Annotated in this window: 13 protein-coding genes; 6 read left to right on the forward strand and 7 right to left on the reverse strand. The window is 60.4% G+C overall.

Annotated features, from left to right (window positions below; all coding sequences use genetic code 11):
- Window positions 1-33: 33 nt before the first annotated feature.
- Together F3J08_RS01885 and F3J08_RS01890 are read right to left on the reverse strand one after the other, a co-directional pair.
- Window positions 34-1,098, reverse strand: coding sequence for a bifunctional transcriptional activator/DNA repair enzyme AdaA (locus tag F3J08_RS01885; RefSeq protein WP_166928195.1), 1,065 nt, complete (start codon window positions 1,096-1,098; stop codon window positions 34-36).
- A 51-nt stretch (window positions 1,099-1,149) separates the two neighbouring features.
- Window positions 1,150-2,064, reverse strand: coding sequence for a LysR family transcriptional regulator (locus F3J08_RS01890; protein ID WP_166928196.1), 915 nt, complete (start codon window positions 2,062-2,064; stop codon window positions 1,150-1,152).
- A 114-nt stretch (window positions 2,065-2,178) separates the two neighbouring features.
- Here F3J08_RS01890 and F3J08_RS01895 point away from each other — a divergent pair, with 114 nt between their 5' ends.
- Window positions 2,179-2,940 (forward strand): SDR family NAD(P)-dependent oxidoreductase, encoded by a 762-nt coding sequence (locus tag F3J08_RS01895; protein ID WP_166928197.1) that lies wholly within the window; start codon window positions 2,179-2,181, stop codon window positions 2,938-2,940.
- A gap of 67 nt (window positions 2,941-3,007) precedes the next feature.
- Here F3J08_RS01895 and F3J08_RS01900 read toward each other — a convergent pair whose 3' ends face one another.
- The gene (locus tag F3J08_RS01900; protein ID WP_166928198.1) at window positions 3,008-3,790 is read right to left on the reverse strand and encodes an SDR family oxidoreductase; all 783 of its coding nucleotides are present in this window, start codon (window positions 3,788-3,790) and stop codon (window positions 3,008-3,010) included.
- A 113-nt stretch (window positions 3,791-3,903) separates the two neighbouring features.
- Here F3J08_RS01900 and F3J08_RS01905 point away from each other — a divergent pair, with 113 nt between their 5' ends.
- Window positions 3,904-4,803 carry a LysR substrate-binding domain-containing protein gene (locus tag F3J08_RS01905; RefSeq protein ID WP_166928199.1) on the forward strand — a complete coding sequence of 300 codons (900 nt, stop codon included), beginning with the start codon at window positions 3,904-3,906 and terminating at the stop codon, window positions 4,801-4,803.
- Between the two features lie 352 nt (window positions 4,804-5,155).
- Window positions 5,156-8,128 (forward strand): TonB-dependent receptor domain-containing protein, encoded by a 2,973-nt coding sequence (locus F3J08_RS01910; protein WP_166928200.1) that lies wholly within the window; start codon window positions 5,156-5,158, stop codon window positions 8,126-8,128.
- Window positions 8,129-8,259: 131 nt separating this feature from the next.
- On the opposite strand, the gene F3J08_RS01915 is transcribed toward F3J08_RS01910, so the two are convergent.
- Both F3J08_RS01915 and F3J08_RS01920 read right to left on the reverse strand, forming a co-directional pair.
- Window positions 8,260-9,405 (reverse strand): glycosyltransferase family 32 protein, encoded by a 1,146-nt coding sequence (locus F3J08_RS01915; protein WP_166928201.1) that lies wholly within the window; start codon window positions 9,403-9,405, stop codon window positions 8,260-8,262.
- Window positions 9,398-12,292, reverse strand: coding sequence for an ATP-dependent DNA helicase (locus F3J08_RS01920; RefSeq protein ID WP_166928202.1), 2,895 nt, complete (start codon window positions 12,290-12,292; stop codon window positions 9,398-9,400). The genes F3J08_RS01915 and F3J08_RS01920 overlap by 8 nt, the downstream gene beginning before the upstream one ends.
- A gap of 167 nt (window positions 12,293-12,459) precedes the next feature.
- Here F3J08_RS01920 and F3J08_RS01925 point away from each other — a divergent pair, with 167 nt between their 5' ends.
- The 3 genes from F3J08_RS01925 to F3J08_RS01935 are packed head-to-tail and all read left to right on the forward strand — an operon-like array spanning window position 12,460 to window position 16,948.
- Window positions 12,460-14,085, forward strand: a complete 1,626-nt coding sequence (locus F3J08_RS01925) for a lysine--tRNA ligase (protein ID WP_166928203.1) — start codon at window positions 12,460-12,462, stop codon at window positions 14,083-14,085.
- Between the two features lie 38 nt (window positions 14,086-14,123).
- A complete protein-coding gene (locus F3J08_RS01930; protein WP_166928204.1) occupies window positions 14,124-16,217 on the forward strand; it encodes a lysylphosphatidylglycerol synthase domain-containing protein in 2,094 nt (697 codons plus the stop codon).
- On the forward strand, window positions 16,217-16,948 hold the full coding sequence (locus tag F3J08_RS01935; protein ID WP_166928205.1) for a MarC family protein: 732 nt from the start codon (window positions 16,217-16,219) through the stop codon (window positions 16,946-16,948). Before F3J08_RS01930 ends, F3J08_RS01935 begins: the two co-directional genes overlap by 1 nt.
- A gap of 32 nt (window positions 16,949-16,980) precedes the next feature.
- Here the strand turns inward: F3J08_RS01935 and F3J08_RS01940 are convergent, their stop codons facing one another.
- Window positions 16,981-17,574 carry a uracil-DNA glycosylase family protein gene (locus F3J08_RS01940; protein ID WP_166928206.1) on the reverse strand — a complete coding sequence of 198 codons (594 nt, stop codon included), beginning with the start codon at window positions 17,572-17,574 and terminating at the stop codon, window positions 16,981-16,983.
- 1 nt (window position 17,575) lies between these two features.
- Complete coding sequence (thpR, locus tag F3J08_RS01945) at window positions 17,576-18,145, reverse strand: RNA 2',3'-cyclic phosphodiesterase (RefSeq protein WP_166928207.1); 570 nt, start codon at window positions 18,143-18,145, stop codon at window positions 17,576-17,578.
- Between the last annotated feature and the right edge of the window lie 72 nt (window positions 18,146-18,217).

Below are 18,217 nucleotides of genomic sequence, written 5' to 3' on the forward strand. Positions count from 1 at the left end.
GGCTTCACCGGCAGGAAAATGAGATGGCGGAACCTATGCTGTGATCCGGGCGCTGAATGAACGCTCGATTTCGATCAGGCGTTGCTTGCGCCATAATCCGCCGCCATAGCCTGTCAGGGTGCCATCTGCGCCGATCACCCGATGGCACGGGATCATGAGCGCGATGCAATTGGCGCCATTCGCGCGTGCCACGGCGCGGACTGCACCCGGGTGGCCGATGGTACGGGCAAGGGCACTATAGCTGCGTGTTTCGCCAGGTGGGATGTCCTGAAGGGCGCGATGAACGCGGCGTGTGAACTCCGATCCCTGGGGGGCGAGGGGTGTCGCGAAACGGGCTGATACGCCCGCGAAATAGGCGTTGAGTTCCGCGTGTGCCTGCTCTGTCACCCGGGTTCCGCCAAGACCGAGAGGTGATTTGAGCGCCGCTTGCAGGGCTTTGAGCTCGCGCGGGAGGGCCTTGCGATCAATGAATTCGAGAAGGTGCAGGTGACGCGTCGAGCATACCGCCAGCATGTCGCCCAGCGGCGTTGCAATCCAGCTGGCCTGCAACAGACCGCCCTGCTGCAGCGTGCCGGGCGCACAACCGATCAGTCTGGAAAAGGCCTCACGGAAGGCGCTGGCCGACTCAAATCCTGAATCGAGCTGGGCGGAGATGACTGACTCTCCCTGGGAGAGGGTCAGGAAGCCGTCGCGCAGGCGACGCTGCCGGGCCATATCAAGAAAGGTCATGTCAAAATGCCGCTTGAAGCTGCGCCTGACAGTTGAAGGGTCCAACCCGAGGGCCACGAGATCCTGCTCGTTCCAGCGCCGGCCCGGATTGGCTTCGAGCCTGTCAAGTAACCCGGCAATGAGGGGGTCATGAGCGGCGCCGCCCTGGAGCGGGTGACATCGCTTGCAGGGGCGGAACCCGGCCTCGATGCAGCTGCGCACGCTGTCGCGAAAGGTGCAGTTGGTGGCGAGGGGTTTGCGTGCCGGGCATGTCAGACGGCAGAATATTCCCGTCGTTCCAACACACACGAAAACCCGTCCGTCATATCGGGGATCGCGCGCAAGAAGCGCCTTATAGAGCGTGTCATGGGAGGGAAGATCGAACAGCATGAGATCACCCTAACCCCTCCGTTCAAAACGTGAGGCCGGAAAACGGGCGTTTCATTTTTCTGCCTGTTTGCGATTGTTTCTGTCGAACGCAGAAAAGATGTCGATCAGCCAGTCCATGAAAACGCGTACGCGCGGTGGGAGCTGCCTGTTGCTGGGGTAGAGAAGCGTGAGGGGCGTCGGGGCCGGAGGAAATGCAGAAAGCACCTCGACCAGCGCACCGCGTGCCAGTTCAGCCTCGAAGCGATAACGCGGCGCCTGGGCCAGACCAAGCCCGAGGCACGCTGCTGTCGCTGAGGATTCCGCGCCGGAAACGAGAAGCCGAGCTGGCAGGATACGCTCGACAAGCTGGCCGCCAACGCTGAATTCCAGCGGCAGGACCTGCTTCGTGCGGGACGAGGCAAAGCCGATCATGCAATGCCCGTCCAGATCGTCCGGGTCACGGGGCGTGCCATGACGGGCAAGATAATCAGGGCTGGCCACCGTGATTTCCGGAAGCAGGCACAGCGGGCGGGCCATCATGTCGCTATCGGGCAGGGGGCCGCCGCGTACCACACAATCCACGCCTTCACGCAAAAGATCGACGAGCCTCTCGCCCTCGCCCAGATGCACGGTAAGCCCCGGATGACGGGACAGGAAATCGGGCAAAGCGGGCAGGATAATGGTGCGTGCAAGATGCCCGACCGTATCGAGACGGATCACGCCGCTCAGCGCTGAGCCGATGGACCGGTCGGCCTCCTCGAGTGAAGCGACGATCGAGCGGCAATGGGCGTAGTAGAGTTTGCCTTCCTCTGTGGGTTGAACGTGACGTGTGGAGCGATGCAACAGCCTCGTGCCGAGACGCCGTTCCAGCGCCTGTATGGCAGCACTCGCAGCGGGTCGTGAAACACCGCAGGAAGAGGCCGCTGCGCTGAAGCTGCCGCGCTCGATGACGCGCAGGAAAAGCTCGATACTGGCCAGTCTGTCCATGAGCGCGCCCTGCCGATTGTTCTGTTATGGTGAATAATGATGACAGGAATGCGCGGCTTATCGCAAGCCAGCGCGCATGGTCTCCTCTGCGTATCGAAACGAGGGGATATCACCATGACTTCCATTCATCGCATCGCGCTTGTAACGGGCGGTAGCCGTGGCCTGGGCCGAGCCACCGTCGAGGCTCTTGCCCGGAGAGGCATTGGCGTCATTCTGACCTATCAGGGTAATCGGGAGGCGGCGGAGGCCGTTGTCGCTCTGGCAGAGCAATCCGGTGTGAAGGCTGCCACGCTCAAACTCGATATGGGCAGCAGCGACAGTTTCAGCGTCTTCGCCGGGCAGGTGAAGGACATTCTGGGCCAATGGGGCCTGTCCCATTTTAACTATCTGATCAATAACGCTGGCAGTGCCCATAATGGCGGCCTGGCAGATACCACCGAGGCCGAGTTCGACCGCATGTATGGCGAACATCTCAAGGGGCCGTTCTTCCTGACACAGACGCTCTTGCCCCTTCTGGCGGATGGCGGACGTATTCTGAATATCAGCAGCGGCCTGACACGCTTCACCTTTCCGGGTCGCATCGTCTATGCCTCGATGAAGAGCGCAGTCGAGACCATGACGCGCTATATGGCGAAGGAACTCGGCCCGCGAGGCATTACGGTCAATGTCGTGGCACCCGGCGCCATACAGACCGATTTCTCCGGTGGCGCCGTGCGGGATAACCCCGAGATTGCCCGTCATATCACCCAGAACACGGCGCTGGGGCGTGTCGGCCAGCCTGATGATATCGGCCCGATGATCGCCTCGCTTCTCTCGGACGATAACCGCTGGGTCAACGCGCAGCGCATCGAGGTGTCAGGCGGCCAGTCGCTCTGAGAAGTCATGGCTCAGTCTCCACCGGGGTTTATGATCCCGGGGAAGGCGCATGAGCCCTCCTGGGTGCTCAGGAATGCAGGCGCGTCAGTCGGGCGTGGCGCGCTGCCTTGACGGGCTCTGGGGTCACGCGGTTTTCCTCTACCGCCCGCTTCGTCTCTTCATCGCCGCCTACCACATGGTCCAGGCCATTCATGAGAGCCTCATAACCCTGCCGGGCTACTAGGGTCTTGTCATTCTTGTGACCCTGATCAATGGCGCTGCTGGCCATACCGGCATTCTTGTGAAAACGACTATCGGTGGCGCCGGGCAGCAGGGCCGTTACGCTTACGCCTTTTTCCTTCAGTTCCTCGCGCAGGGATTCTGCGAACATAAAGCCAAAAGCTTTCGAGGGCCCGTAGACGGTCTCGAAAGGCGTGGGCAAAGTCGCTGAAACCGACGAGGTGATCAGGATGCGGCCACGGCCCTGCGCGGCCATATGACGTGCCACATGCTTCGCCATGCGCACGGTGCCACTGATGTTGATGGCGATCACTCGCAGATCGTCTTCCAGGGCGGTGTCGATGAAAGCACCCCCCAGACCAATCCCGACATTGAGGGCCGCGGCGTCGACAGGCCGCCCCAGTTCAATGATGAACTGCCAGAAACTATCCACGCCCTCAGCCGACGCTGCATCCGCGCGGTGGGGATACGCAGAAACGCCCAGGGCCTCGATGTTCGTGGCTGCTGTGAAGATCTGTGCGCTCGATCCGGAAATGGCAACGTCATACCCGTTCCGCGCAAATTCGAGAGCGAGTTCGAGGCCGATACCCGAGGAAGCGCCGGTAACGAAGGCGAGTGGGCGATGGGTCATGATGAAAATCCTGTCCTTGAAAGTAACCCGATTGATCACGGGGATATGGAACAGGTGCACACCTCAGTAGTTTGTTGAGTCAAACTTGGTGCAGTGATGAGGATAGCTCATAAATGGCCGCGAGCGGTGTGAGTAAGGACAGTCTCGAAAGCTTTATCGCTATTGCCCAGGCGGGCAGTTTCGCACGGGCTGCCTCGCTGCGTGGCGTGACGGGATCAGCATTGAGTCACGCCATGACGCAGCTTGAGCGCAAACTCGCGGTGCGGCTGTTTCACCGTACGACGCGTCAGGTCAGGCTGACAGGCGCTGGCGAAATGCTCCTGGCAGAAATTGCTCCGCAATTCGCGCGGATTGATGCCACTCTCGCGGCACTTGATGCGTTTCGCGCGTCGCCTTCCGGCCGGCTGCGGATCACGACGCTGCGGGATGCGGCCAATCTGCTGCTGGCGCCCCGACTGGCGGGATTCATGGCGCAGTATCCGGCAATTGAACTGGATATCGTGGTTGATGATCGTGTGGTGGATATCGTTTCGGAAGGATTTGACGCAGGCATACGCTACGGGGGCACTGTTCCCGAGGGCATGATTGCGACCCGCCTGACGGGCGATCTGAACTGGGTTGTCGTCGGCGCGCCGGCTTATCTCGACGCAATGGGTCGTCCGCAGCAGCCTGAGGATCTGATGCAGCATCGCTGCATCCGTATCCGCACCGGCACAGGTCGCCTTTATCCATGGGAACTGGGTGAGGGGTCGAGGCAATGCGTGCTCGACGTGCCGGGGCAGGTCATTCTTGGCGATAGCGAACTGTCGCTGGCTTGCGCCACCGCCGGGGGCGGGTTGTTCTATTGTCTCGAAAAGAGAGCCCAGCCTGCTTTCGATAATGGCCAACTTGAACTGGTTCTGCCTGAGTGGGCGTCGTTGGGGGAGGGCTTTCATGCCTATTATCCCTCCCGAAGGCACGTCCCGGCTGCACTGAAAGCCTTCACGGCGTTTTTCCGCATCCCAAGCGCGTAAGCGTTCCATGCCAGGGAGAAGGTCGCCTGAAGGCGGGATACAGCACACCCGACGGTGCCGTGCCTCACGGCGATTGGCTTGCGCGCAGATCAGTCACTTGCCTGCTGGTCGTCTTTTGCCCCCGACACTGCCATATCGCGCGACGTTTCCGAATGATTCTGATTATTTCAGAAGTGTAATTCGAATAACCAAAGGTAAGATATGAGTTCAGTTTACAACAACCGTAAGTAACTCTGTGATAAAAATACAATGATCAGTGTCTGCGCGATTTGATCTGCAATAAGCCTCTGGACGTGATTTCGTTTGTGAAATCTTTTCGCTCCCAGAACGCCTTTTGGAGGTCGAAAACACTATGAAGATCATCAGAAACAAGCGGCGATTGCTTCTTGTCTCCACAGTTGGTGCAGGTCTGGTTCTTGGTCAGGCGCAGCTGGCCCACGCCGCCCAGTCTGCAACGGCACCCTCACACAAGGCCCACAAGCGCACGGCCAGAAAGACAACCCCCGTTGCTGCGCGCAACCAGGCAACCACCGCTCCTGCAGCCTCCGCCGCACCGCTCGTTCGTCCGGCTGCGCAGGGTGCCGGTGTCCGCTCGATCTCGGCCAGCAACGACACATTCGCGCCGGTTTCCGGTCGTGGGGCGCGGGGTGGCAGTGAAAACATTGTGGTGACCGGTTCGGCGCTCAGTACCTCGAACAACGCCAATGCCAACCCGGTCCAGATCGTGACGTCCAAGCAGATCCTGCAGACAGGCGCCACCACGGTAGGCGATTATCTACAGCGCCTGCCTTCTGTCGGTTCGTCGGGTACCTATAATTCGCAGACGAACGGTACGGGCGGATCGTCCTGCGTGGATCTGCGTAACCTTGGCCAGAACCGTACGCTGGTGTTGATCGATGGCAAGCGCACCACGCTCAACGGCAATAACAGCTGCGTCGATCTGAACACGATCAACGTCTATCAGGTTCAGAGCATCGAAATCCTCAAGGATGGCGGCTCCGAACTCTATGGTGCCGACGCCGTTGCAGGCGTGATCAACATCAAGATGCGCCATGACCTGAATGACGCGAACATTACCGTTCGCGGCGGGATCACCGATGTCGGTGACGGCCAGACGGGTCAGATTTCCGGCTACAAGGGCTGGAATTTCGATCACGGCAAGGGCAACGTTACACTGTTCGGGTCATACATGACCAAGAGCGGGATCATGCAGCGCAACCGCGCCTGGTCACGCAATGTGCAGATCAACGATCCGACCGACGCGTCCGACCTGCTCTATGGTTCATCAATCCCGACAACGGGCAAGTATTTTACTGATTCAGGGACTTATATCCCCAATGCCAGTGGGACCGGCTACCACACGGCCACCTCTGCAGATCGCTATAATTATGGCTCGCAGCAATCCCTGACCAACTCGCTGCAGAACTCCACGCTGTCTTTCGACGCGCATTATGACGTGAACAGCCATTTCACGCCCTATGCCAATTTCCAGTACAGCCACCGTACCTCCAGCACCACCTTGGCGCCGGAGCCGATGACGGGCAGCATCTACCCGTCCAACCTGCCGTCCAGCCTCGTGATCCCGGCTGATGCGCCATACAACACGTTTGGCGAAGACGTGCTGATGTACAAGCGTTACGGCGAATGGGGTAACCGTCGTACCGAGACAGCGACCGATACCTACACCGCCATTGCAGGCGCCAAGGGCGAGATCACCCATGGCTGGATGTACGATCTGTCCTACACCTATGGCTGGAACCAGGTGACATCGCAGATGTCGGGTGTGGGCAACTATGCCAAGCTTCTGCAGGAATACGGTCTGCAGCAGGTCGATCCGACCGATTCAAGTTCTGCGCTCGTCTATAACCCGTCGGTCTGTCAGGCCTCTGCCGGTTGTGTACTGTCCGATCCGTTCAAGCCCCTTTCCTCGGCGGCTGCGGCTTATTCGAACTACACGAGCCATGATCATTACTATTACCAGCTGCGCGACCTGAACCTGCGTATGCACAACAACCATGTTGCCACCATGCCCTGGAAGGGCGGCGGCGATCTGGGCTTTGCACTGGGCATGGAACATCGTGGCGAGCAGCTTGCCTATCACCCTGATGCTGTTGTGGCGTCAGGCGACACGCTCACCAACTCGGCCTCCTATACCGGTGGTGGATTCAACGTCACGGAAGGTTATCTCGAAGGCAAGGCGACGCTTCTGCGAGACGTCTTTCTCGCCAAGGATCTGACCATCGATGCGCAGGGGCGTTATTCGTCCTACAGCACCTTTGGTGGCACCAAGAACTGGAAGGCCTCGATCAACTGGGCGCCGATCCGCGATATCCGTTTCCGCGCAACGATTGGCAGCTCCTATCGCCAGCCGAATGTGTATGAGCTCTATTCAGGTGGCAGCCTTGGTTATGCCTCGGCAACCGATCCCTGCGCCCAGGCCAGCTCCTATGGATCGCTCTCGGCCAATGTCGTAGCCAACTGCGCCAAGCAGGGCATCAATACCTCAACCTTTGTTGCGGCAAACTCGGGTCAGGTGCCGACGCTTTATGGCGGTAACGCCTCGCTGAAGCCGGAAACCGGCCGCACCTACACAATCGGTACGGTGATCACACCGCGCTGGGTGCCGGGTCTCTCTGCTTCGGTGGAATACTGGCATTACACGATCAAGAACATGATCTCGTATCTGAGCTCACAGTATATTCTTGACCAGTGCTACACAGGGGCCAGCACGAATTACTGCAACAACATCACACGCGTCTCGAGCACCAGCCAGCTGAACTCTGTGACGGACTACTATGCCAATATTGGCGGTCTGCGCACGAGCGGTATCGATTTCGACCTTGATTATCGTATTCGTGTTACACCCAGGGATGTGGTGACGCTGGGCAACAACTTCCAGCAGCTCATCAGCTATCTGCAGCAGAACGAGCCGGGCGGACAGTGGTACAACTATGCCGGTCGTCTGATGTACCAGTCGGGCACAGGCCAGCCGCGCGTGCGCGATTACGCCACGGTCAACTGGCAGCATGGCAACTGGGGTGTCACCTATATGATGAAATATACGGGTGGCATGGTGTGGAACAACGGATCGCAGGATCTGAGCACGGCCCTTGGTTATGGGCGCTACAAGACTCCCGGCGTGTTCTCGCATGATCTGACGATTGATTATCGTCTGAACAAGTGGACGTTCCAGGCCGGTGTGAACAACCTGTTCGACAAGCAGCCGCCTTTCGTGGCCGATGCCTCGACCAACAGCGCTGCCGGTCTTTATGGCGATCTTTATTATGGCCGCTATGTCTTCCTTCAGGCGGGGGTCAATTTCTGATCCTGCCCCAAGGGTGATGCGCCTCGTGTGAGGGGCGCGAACGCCTTGTGTAAAAGGCCGTCGGACCCTGCGTTCGACGGCCTTGCTTCGTTTTGAGTGTTGCATGTCCGGCTGCGCGAAGGCTGGCTGCCTTACAGGCGATAGGACTCGTTACCGGTCACGATGGGCGTCCGGGCTTCTCGGTAGTTGCTGCCACTGCGCGCACGATGATCCTCGATGACCGAGTAGACCAGCCCCTCGCTTTCAGCATCGAATACCCTGTGTGGGTCAGCGGTTCTGATTGGATAGATCGCCTTGGTATAGGCGTGCGGGCCCGTGATATTGAATGTCGTGACCGCGCCCGCGCCATGCACCTCGGGGCGGTAGGTCAGGATCTTGGTCATCACGAGCTGGATCACCCGCCTCAGATAAGGATGACCGGGCCGGGCGATGAGAAACCATTGCTGATATTCTCCACCCTGAACATGGGCGATTGAGGCACCAATGCCCCATCCCTTGTGCAGCCCGGAGCCTGACATGTTCCATTGCGAGAGCAGATACGCATCGTCCGCGCGTATCATCATATCCAGCGGTCGCGATGTGGTCGATTTGAGGTCGAGATAAACCCCACCCAGCTTGTAGATCAGCAGATAACGGAAGAAATCGGCCTTGGCGGCGCCGTATTCCCCGCCAATCATCAGGTATATTTTCAGCATGTCCCAGCCATAATGCTCGGATATGAAGTCGAAACGTGCAGCCTCGTCCCACAGCCTGAGCGACCATCCCGAATTCATCTGGGCCGTGCGCTCGATATTGGCTGCAATGGCGGGGTCCAGTGTCGCCACATCATTGCAGATGTAATGCAACAGACGCGGCATGGGCTCGGATGATATCTGTGCTGGCGCAATGACCGGAAAGCGGCGCAGGCTGAGGCAAACGAGATCGCTCCAGCTGGCGCGCTCCATGACCCGGTCGCGTGAGCCGTCAGGGGCGTGCGACCAGATCGCGCCAGAGGCGTCGCGCAGCTGATACACGGCGGGCGCTGTCTGATGCAGGTTCCACCCGGCAGGTGCATTGAGCAACAGGCGGCGTTGCGTATCGATGCCGAGCAGGGTTTGCCCAGTGCCCTCCAGAACCGTGCCGCGAATGGGACTGTTTGTATTCGGCGTGAGGCTATCAGTTGTTCCGTTTGTCCCCATTCCGGGCGTTCCTGGCCCGGTCGCCCCCATATCGGGAGTCTCTGTCCCGTTGGGGATGAGGACATCCCCGAACATGGTCACGAGGGCTGTGTCAGACATCGTGCGTATCACTTTTCGTTACGGCGTGGGGCTCACGAGGGAGGAACTCCCCGATCTGCCGCACCGCCTGTGCGAGGCTCACACGCTCGACAGCGACGCCTTCAGGAAAAGCGGAAAGGAGGCGTGAGGGCATGCGTCGATCGAGAATGACGAATACCCCGCAGTCATCGCCCTTGCGTATCAGCCGACCAAAAGCCTGACGCAGTTTCATACGCGTGAGACGGTCGTCGTAATCGCGCGGGTCGTCGGGGGAGAGCGCCTTGCGCCGCTCGCGATGCAGGATATCGGGGCGCGGCCACGTTGTACGCTCGAAAACGACCAGACGTAGCGCCTGACCCGGCACATCCACGCCGTCGCGCATCGCATCTGTGCCGAGCAGGCAGGAATGAAGCTCGGTGCGAAAGATATCGACCAGGGTGGCATTATCCATCGTATCGACATGCTGCGCGTAAAGCGGCAAGCCTGCTTCCTCCAGCGGTGCCGCAATCCGCTGATGCACGGCGCGCAGGCGGGAGATCGCGGTGAATAACCCCAGCGCACCGCCTTCCGCCGCCATGAAAAGCAGCCTGTAGGCGCTTGCCAGCGCATCGAGATCGTTCGGTGGAACATCCGTGACGATCAGCGCGCGTGTCTGGCTGGCGTAGTCGAACGGGCTGAGCAGCGAGGCCCGCATGGGCGGCTTGATGAAATGCGGCGTACCCAGTCGCGTCTCGGCTGCCTGCCATCCCTGTTCGACCAGACGGGGATCAGGGCCGCTCTCACCCTGCGGGGGCGTCTGGTCACGCAATGTGGCCGAGGTGATCAGTATGCCATGCGCCGGCCCCTGCATGACCGAGGCAAAGGGAATGGTCGGGTCGCGCCAGTGACGGTGCAGACCGATATCGCGCTCGCCCGGGCGGCCGGGGACATATTCGAGCCTGATGAGATCGATGAATGCGCTGCCCGTTTCAGGGGTATCGCCCAGCACGGTGTCGAGCATGGCGATCCAGCCCTCCAGGCGGGAAATGGCCCGCCGGCGGATCGAGCGTATCATGGCCTCGATACGCAGCCTCTGCGCCGCTTCCAGCGCGTCATCCGGCTCGCTCAACAGGGCCTTGAGACGCTCGACGAGGGTTTCGAGTGGCGTGAGCAGGCGTCGTAGCGCCGTATCGAAAGGGTCTGCCGCCCCCCTGAGCATATCACCTGCCGGGTGAAGCTCACATTCGGACGTGTCCTGTCCCGCTGCGCCAATACGGCGCGCTTCAAGCTGCGCTCTGAGCGCCCGGAAAAACTGTTCGGCGCTGTTGGTGATCAGCTCCGGCACCTCCGGCTCCGTCGCGTCATTCTCCCCATTGAGGCGACCGAGCCAACCCGGTGCGGGCAGGGCATGAGCCGCAGAAAGAATGGCATCCAGCGGCGATTCCAGCGCCGGGGAGGTGGCAACGAGGTCCTCCAGCCTTCGGCGTAATCCGCGCGCCCGCGAGCGGCTGCCCTCGGCGCCGAGCAGCCAGCGTCGCAGCTCTGCCGCTTCCAGCCCCGAAAGAGCAAGAGAGAACGCGCTATCCGCCGCCTCAGGCAGGTGATGCCCCTCATCGAAGAAATAGCGCGTTGGAAGCTGGTCCTCATCAGGCACATCGTCACGTGCAAGGCTGGCCCAGCTTGCCTGCGAAAGCACAAGAGCATGATTGGCGATCACGAGATTGGCGCTGCGTGCCCGACGAATGGAATGTTCGACAAAGCAGGTCTGATAATGCGGGCAGGCGCCGTGGATACACTCGCCCCGTCTGTCAGCCATGCCATAGATCGTGCTGGTACCGAAGATATCGCCAAACCAGCCTGGCAGGTCGCCCCCCATCAGATCGCCATCTTCGGTCGCTTCAGCCCAGCGGGCCAGCATGGACAGGCCGACAAGGGCAGCAGGTGAGGGGTTCGGTCTCGACGCCAGCGTGTTGACTGCGTCTTCCATGTTCAGAAGGCAGAGATAGTTTTCCCGTCCCTTGCGCAGAACAACTGTATTTCGGCGTTCGGCATCATCGGGATAGAGGCGGTGCAGCTCCTGCTCGATCTGCCGTTGCAGATGCCGCGTATAGGTGGAGATCCAGACCGGTCCATCATTCTGTTCGGCCCAGACGCTTGCCGGGGCGATATAGCCAAGTGTCTTGCCTGTCCCGGTTCCGGCCTCCGCCAGCACAATTTCCGGTATCCCGAACCCTTCGCGTGGGGTCAGGGCGTGGGTCACAGCCGAGGCATAATCGGCCTGTCCCGGGCGCGTCTCGGCCTTGTCACCCAGTATGGCCGAGAGGCGTGCACGCGCCTCGACGGGGCTGACGGGGCGGCTTCCCGGCGGTGGTCTTTGCGCCATCTCCTCCCAGCGCGGCAGACGCCGCCAGACGCGCAACGCCTCGTAGGGATGGCGCTGTGCTGAAGACGTTGCCGCCAGTTCCGTCTCGACAAACGCCGCCCAGGCCCAGCCTGCACGGGACAGAAGCGGAAGCAGGGCCCGCATGGTGTCCGCCTCGCCTGTCTCTGCCAGACGGGTGAGGCTCTGGCGCAGCATTTCGAGAAGCTGATGCAGAAAATCGGCCTCGCACGGGTCGGGGGCCATAATCCCCAATGCCAACGCCATACCCCGAGGGGTCGGCACGACAGGGCGTGTGGGAAAGAGAAACAGGAACAGTTCGAGCAGATCGAACCACGGCACGACCTGACCCGGTGGCGTGAGACCCAGTCGTCTGATTGTGGCCGGACCGTGAATCAGCAGCGGCGGGGGGAGCGTCGCCAGCAGCTGTGCCGCCTCATTCGCGTCGAGGGAGAGAAGCTCGCCATCCGGTGTCAGAACCGACGCCCGCGCTCTGGTCGTTACAAGGGCAGGGGCATCATAAGGTAAGGCGCGGGAGGGTGTGGGCATCACACTGACCATAGACGCACTCGCGCTCGCCCGCCAGCAGCGCGTTTCCTTTGCCATATGCGGCCTGGAGCGGGGTGGAATGGGCGCGTTGGGCAGCCTGTGAAGATGAGGGGCTAACGCCAACTTGCTTGACCCGGGGCGGAACTATTTCTAGTTTTCGACCAATCATGTCCAGCATTGCAAAAAACAACGCCTCCCTCACTCCAGACGCCCTCGACCTGCCAAAAGCATGGCCGTTCGAGGAGGCGCGAAAAATCGTAGCCCATGTCGAGGCACGAGGCGGCGATGCTCCAGCCCTGCTCGAGACCGGTTATGGCCCCTCCGGCCTGCCCCATATCGGCACTTTCGGTGAGGTTGCGCGTACGACCTGGGTGCGTCTGGCCTACGAACGCCTGACGGGACGCAAGACGCGTCTGCTGGCTTTCAGCGATGACATGGATGCGCTGCGCAAGGTTCCGGGCAATGTCCCCAATCAGGAGATGCTGGCGCAGCATCTCGGCCTGCCACTGAGCCGTATCCCCGATCCGTTTGGCAGATTCGAGAGTTTTTCGGCGCATAACAACGCGATGCTGTGCGAATTCCTCGACCGTTTCGGCTTCGAGTACGAGTTTGCGTCCGCAACCGATTATTACACATCGGGTCGTTTCGATGCGGCGCTGCGCCGTATGCTTGAGGTGCATGACGAGGTCGTGGCGACCATTGCGCCCACGCTGGGTGCCGAACGTCGCGCGACCTACTCGCCTGTGCTGCCCATTCACCCGCGCACAGGTCAGGTCATGCAGGTGCCCGTGACCAAGGTCGATCCGATTGCCGCAACCGTGCAGTGGCAGGACCCCGAGACGGGCGAGAATTTCGAGACCTCCGTGCTGGGTGGTCATGCCAAGATGCAGTGGAAGGCCGACTGGGCCATGCGCTGGTATGCGCTCGGCGTGGATTACGAAATGTCAGGCAAGGACCTGATTGACAGCGTCAAGCTGTCCAGCAAGATCTGCCGTATTCTTGGCAAGGCCCCGCCCGCGGGCCTGACCTATGAGCTGTTTCTGGACCAGAACGCCCAGAAGATCAGCAAGTCCAAGGGAAATGGTCTGTCGATCGAGGAGTGGCTGCATTACGCGCCGCCCGAGAGTCTGGCGCAGTACATGTTCAACCAGCCGACACGCGCCAAGCGCCTGTTCTTTGATGTCATCCCGCGGGCCATGGATGAGTATCTGGCCAATCTGGACAAGGCTGTCGAGACGGAAGACGAGACCACGCTGCGCGCCAATCCGGCCTGGTTCATTCATGGCGGCACGCTCGACAAGGGGCTTTCCAGCCCGGTCTCGTTCACAGCCTTGCTGAATCTGGCCTCGGTCGCCAATGCCGAGACCAGCGATACCCTCTGGAAATTCCTGCGCCGTTACGACCCGAGCCTCTCGCCGGAAACACACCCCTATGTCGATCGTCTGGTCGGCCATGCTCTTGTTTATTTCAAGGAGTTCGTCCGTCCGGCCAAAACGTTCCGTGCCCCGACCGATCTGGAGCGCGTTGCCCTGCAGGATCTGGCAGACGCCTTGAAACTGGCAGACCCCGGACTATCTCCTGTTCAGGTTCAGGATATCGTCTTTGAAATTGGCAAGAAACATCAGATCCAGCCGCTAAAGGCGTGGTTCGGGTGTCTCTACGAGGTTTTGCTCGGGCAGACCGAGGGACCGCGCTTTGGCATCTTCGCTTCGCTTTTCGGCCTGCCGGAAACGGTGGCGCTGATCGAAAATGCCCTTGCCCGCGATGTTGCCGTGGCTGATGCCAATAACTGACAGGTGGAGAGACGATCAGCAGCCTTGATTGAGGGTTTATGACCGTTCAGGAACAGACAACACCGTGCTGTGAGGAAGGCGAGGCCAAACATGCGAGCCCCTGGCGACGCGTGGCCTGTCGTCTTCCAGCGCTGCTGGGGCTCATTCTTCTGGTGGCGGCGATCTACGTTATCCAGAAAGAGCTCAAATCGCTCTCTCTTGCCCAGATAAGGGGGGCTCTTCAGGCCATACCGGCACAGGCATTGCTGGCTGGGGTAGGTTGCACCTTCCTGTCCTATTTTATCCTGTCTTTCTACGACCGGCTGGCCTGCTACCATATCGGATCGAGACAATCGTTCCTGCGGACCGCTTTTGCGGCGTTCTGCTCTTATGTGCTGTCACATAATCTAGGCTGCTCGGCCATTTCCGGCGCTGCCGTGCGCTTTCGGCTCTATCGAAACTGGGGGGTGTCGCCCGGCGGCATCGCCCAGATTATCGCCTTTTGTTCCACCACCTATCTGCTTGGTGCGATGGCGCTCATAGGCGGCGTGTTCCTGTTCGAGCCGGGCCATATCCCGCTTGTGGCGCATCTGCCCCATCTGTTCCTGCAACTGGGTGGTGCAGCGGCCTGGCTTTGCGTGCTCGCCTATCTCGGCGTGTCGCTGCGATATCGCCAGATGCGTATCTGGCGTTACACGCTCGACGTGCCGGGTTTTCGCGTGGCTGTGGCACAGGTCATTGTCAGCGCCGCCGACATGGCGATGACAGCGATGATTGCCTATGTCCTGTTGCCTCCCGAAGCGGCAATCGGCTTTCCGGCATTTCTCGCCATCTACATCGCCTCCTACACTGCCGGTCTGGTCGCGAGCGTGCCGGGTGGGCTAGGCGTGTTCGACGGCGCAATGCTTCTGGCGCTTGGGCCCTATCTGCCCACCCCGCAGATCCTTGGCGTTATTCTGACCTTCCGCCTGTTTTATTACATCATTCCGCTCTTTCTGGCCGGTGGCATGTTTGCCGTTCATGAGCTGTTTTTGCGTGGTGATGCGGCCTGGGCACGGCGCCGCGGCGGAGCGGCAGCGGGTGCGTTTGCACGGCGGCCAAGTCAGGTGGTGCGTGAGTCCGAGGCCGATTTTTCGGTGACGGTCGCGACAGGTGTGGTGGCCGGGACCGGGATATTGCTCGTGTTCTACGCCGTGGCCGTTCCTGCGCCTCTCCTTGGCACGCCATTCACCCATCTCATGTTGCAGCTGGCAGAGTTTCTTCTGTGCCTGACCGGGGTGATGCTTGTGGGAGTTGCAGCAGGACTGGCGCAGCGCGTGACTGCGGCCTGGCGGGCGGCACTTACCTTGTTGGGGATTGCCATTCCACTTGTCATCCTGCGGCAGGGGCCACTGGCAATTCCGCTGTGTCTGATGATGGTGATGTTTCTCATCGCGCCGTTCCGGTCATGCTACTATCGCAAGGCAAAGCTTTTTGCCGAACCGCTCAGCCCGACACTCATGGCGCCGGTCACGCTTTGGATCATCAGCCTCGGCAGCGTAGGACTGTTCGCCCTCCGTCATCATCTCGGCCATGCATGGTGGCGGTCGCTGATCTATGATGCGCATACCTCAGTTGTTCGCTGGGCGCTTGGCATTTCGGCTCTGCTCGGCATTGTGGCCGTCATCCAGATGCTGCGTCGAAGCCACGTTCTGGTGCGTCCGTGGGACAAGGAGAGCGAGACGCTCTACCGCAACCTGGCTCACGCCCTCGAGGAGCTTGGCCCCCGTCGCCCGAGCGGACTGATTTTGAATGACAATGGCCGTGCCGGTATCCCGTTTCTGCGCACGGGTCAGTTCATTATTGGTGTTGGAGATCCTGCCGGCGCGGAGACCGAGTGTATTGCTGCGATCTGGCGCCTGCGCGATCTCGCCCTTGAAGAGGGGCGTCATCCCGTGTTCATCAAGGTCGGTCAGGCGCTTCTTGGGGTCTATCATGACATCGGCATGACGGTTTGCCCCAACGGTCCGGGTGAAACCGGGGCGCTGTGCTGCCTCGCGCAGGATCTGCAGGCGGTCAAGGCGGTGCTGGGCAGTGAGCACAGACGGCTCAAACGCCTTCTGCACACGAGACGTTTCCTGTCGGTCAAGGCCCGTGCCGATCGGGCCGGGTGATGCACCTGCCCCATGTGTTGACGCAACAGGTCAGGATCAGCGACGTTACGGCCATCTGGCTGATGGCTTATTCAGCGTTGTTCTCGATCGTCAATCCACTTGGGGCCTCGCTTATCTTTGCGCAGACGACCCTGGGTCGCCCACGAGCACAAGTGGTTCGTCTGGCCCGGACCGTCGGCTTCTATTCCTTCATCATTCTGATGGTGTCGGTGTGGCTGGGTGGGTGGATCCTCAGCTTCTTTCGAATCACCATTGATGCCCTGCGCGTGTCTGGTGGCCTCGTTGTCGCCTCTCGTGCTTGGGCACTGTTGCTGGCGCCGGAGGAGAGCGAGGCACGCAAGGAGCGTCAGGTTTTCGACCATGACACTGCCAACGCGGATAACGACCTTGGGGACAGGGCGTTCTTTCCGCTCGCCATGCCCTTCACCGTGGGGCCGGGCAGTATTGCCGTGGCCATTGCCCTAAGTTCGGGTCGTACCCTCGGGGCCTCGGCTGCCAGCTACATCATCGGCTTGTCCCTTGCGGTACTTGCTGTCTCCCTGACCGTGGTCATTTTCTACACCTATGCCGAGCGGATCGTCAGTTCACTCGGTCGCACCGGCGCGCGCATCGTAAGCCGTCTTGCCGCCCTCATCCTGCTGTGTATCGGTATCCAGATCCTGTTCGCGGGGCTGGAGGGGTTCGTTGTTTCGACACTCAAGCATATGCGACAGCTCAATTTGCTGAACTGAACTGAGCCGAGTTGGGCAAACGGGCAGGGCGTTCAGGCCAAGGCGATACGTATCTCCTCCCGCAATGCTGGGATCACCTCCTCCCGGAACCAGGGCGCCCGTTTTTCCCACACACCCGTTCGCCATGACGGATGCGGGAGCGGAAAGTAACGGGGCAGGTAATCCCGAAAGTGACGCACGCGATCCGTTACGGATCCACGCCCCAGCGTGTAATGCTGGCTGTAGGAGCCAACCAGAAGGATCAGCCGCAGCTCCTTCAGATGCCCCAGAACCTGATCGCGCCATGCAGGCGCGCATTCCGGACGAGGTGGCCTGTCACCGCCATTCGGCAGGCGACCGGGATAGCACAGCCCCATGGGCAGGATGGCCACTTTGCCCGTGTCATAGAAATCCTCTTCGGAGAGAGCCATCCATTCCCGCAACCGTCGCCCCGAGGGGTCATAAAATGATTTGCCGCTCTCATGGGCAATGGTGCCGGGCGCCTGGCTTGCGATGAGAACACGCGATGTCGGTGAGACATGAATGAGAGGTTTGGGGCCCAGGGGCAGCGACGCCTCGCAGATCCGGCAGGCTTTGACGCGTGTGACCAGATCCGCAAGGCTTTCACCAGATTTCGAGCTCTGCACTCTAGAGCGACCACGCCTCGAGTGACGGCAGGGCGCCTGAAGTAAGCGGATATTCAGCACAGGCTTCGTAGTGAGGGGCGTCGCCCCCCCTGTGAGAGCGGAACAATACAAAATGCTCACTTGTTATGGCTCTCGCCCTGAGCAGGTTGTTTGCCTGAATCCAGCGAACGATGTCGGAACCCGGTTCGCCATCAAAGGCCCCCAAGGATATGTGGGGGATGAAGCGCTTCTTCTCCAGCGCAAAGCCGCATCGCCGGAGAGCCGTTTCGATCTTGCCCTGCAGAACGTTCAGGCTGCGGGACGGTGCGACCCCGGTCCATAACCGGGAGCGCAGACCTTGCGTCGTGATGCCCACGCCGCATGGCTCAATCAGCACAGGCTCGGTGGTTACAGCGGCAAGAGCATGATCCAGCTCTTCCATGATGGGGCGTGATCTCACATCCCCGATAAAGCGAAGGGTAAGATGATACGTGTCAGGCGGATACCAGGTGACCCCCGAATAAGGGCGACGCAGGGAGGAAAGAAGGCGTTTGTGTTCGCTGGCCAGATCGAGTGCGATGAACAGACGCATGGATATTTCCTGACGGGAAAGAAGAGGGCGGTTGAATTCCTGAGTTCCGTACGCCGGAGGGCCCCAAGCCCC

Source organism: Asaia sp. As-1742, assembly GCF_011753235.1.
GTDB lineage: Bacteria > Pseudomonadota > Alphaproteobacteria > Acetobacterales > Acetobacteraceae > Asaia > Asaia bogorensis_B.

What these genes read in the sequence shown, in the direction of transcription:
- F3J08_RS01900 (WP_166928198.1), bottom strand. Translation starts at nt 3,790, where the DNA reads ATGACCCATCGCCCACTCGCCTTCGTTACCGGCGCTTCCTCGGGTATC.
- F3J08_RS01935 (WP_166928205.1), top strand. Translation starts at nt 16,217, where the DNA reads ATGCACCTGCCCCATGTGTTGACGCAACAGGTCAGGATCAGCGACGTT.
- F3J08_RS01910 (WP_166928200.1), top strand. Translation starts at nt 5,156, where the DNA reads ATGAAGATCATCAGAAACAAGCGGCGATTGCTTCTTGTCTCCACAGTT.
- F3J08_RS01915 (WP_166928201.1), bottom strand. Translation starts at nt 9,405, where the DNA reads ATGTCTGACACAGCCCTCGTGACCATGTTCGGGGATGTCCTCATCCCC.
- F3J08_RS01925 (WP_166928203.1), top strand. Translation starts at nt 12,460, where the DNA reads ATGTCCAGCATTGCAAAAAACAACGCCTCCCTCACTCCAGACGCCCTC.
- F3J08_RS01890 (WP_166928196.1), bottom strand. Translation starts at nt 2,064, where the DNA reads ATGGACAGACTGGCCAGTATCGAGCTTTTCCTGCGCGTCATCGAGCGC.
- F3J08_RS01920 (WP_166928202.1), bottom strand. Translation starts at nt 12,292, where the DNA reads ATGCCCACACCCTCCCGCGCCTTACCTTATGATGCCCCTGCCCTTGTA.
- F3J08_RS01895 (WP_166928197.1), top strand. Translation starts at nt 2,179, where the DNA reads ATGACTTCCATTCATCGCATCGCGCTTGTAACGGGCGGTAGCCGTGGC.
- thpR (WP_166928207.1), bottom strand. Translation starts at nt 18,145, where the DNA reads ATGCGTCTGTTCATCGCACTCGATCTGGCCAGCGAACACAAACGCCTT.
- F3J08_RS01885 (WP_166928195.1), bottom strand. Translation starts at nt 1,098, where the DNA reads ATGCTGTTCGATCTTCCCTCCCATGACACGCTCTATAAGGCGCTTCTT.
- F3J08_RS01905 (WP_166928199.1), top strand. Translation starts at nt 3,904, where the DNA reads ATGGCCGCGAGCGGTGTGAGTAAGGACAGTCTCGAAAGCTTTATCGCT.
- F3J08_RS01930 (WP_166928204.1), top strand. Translation starts at nt 14,124, where the DNA reads ATGACCGTTCAGGAACAGACAACACCGTGCTGTGAGGAAGGCGAGGCC.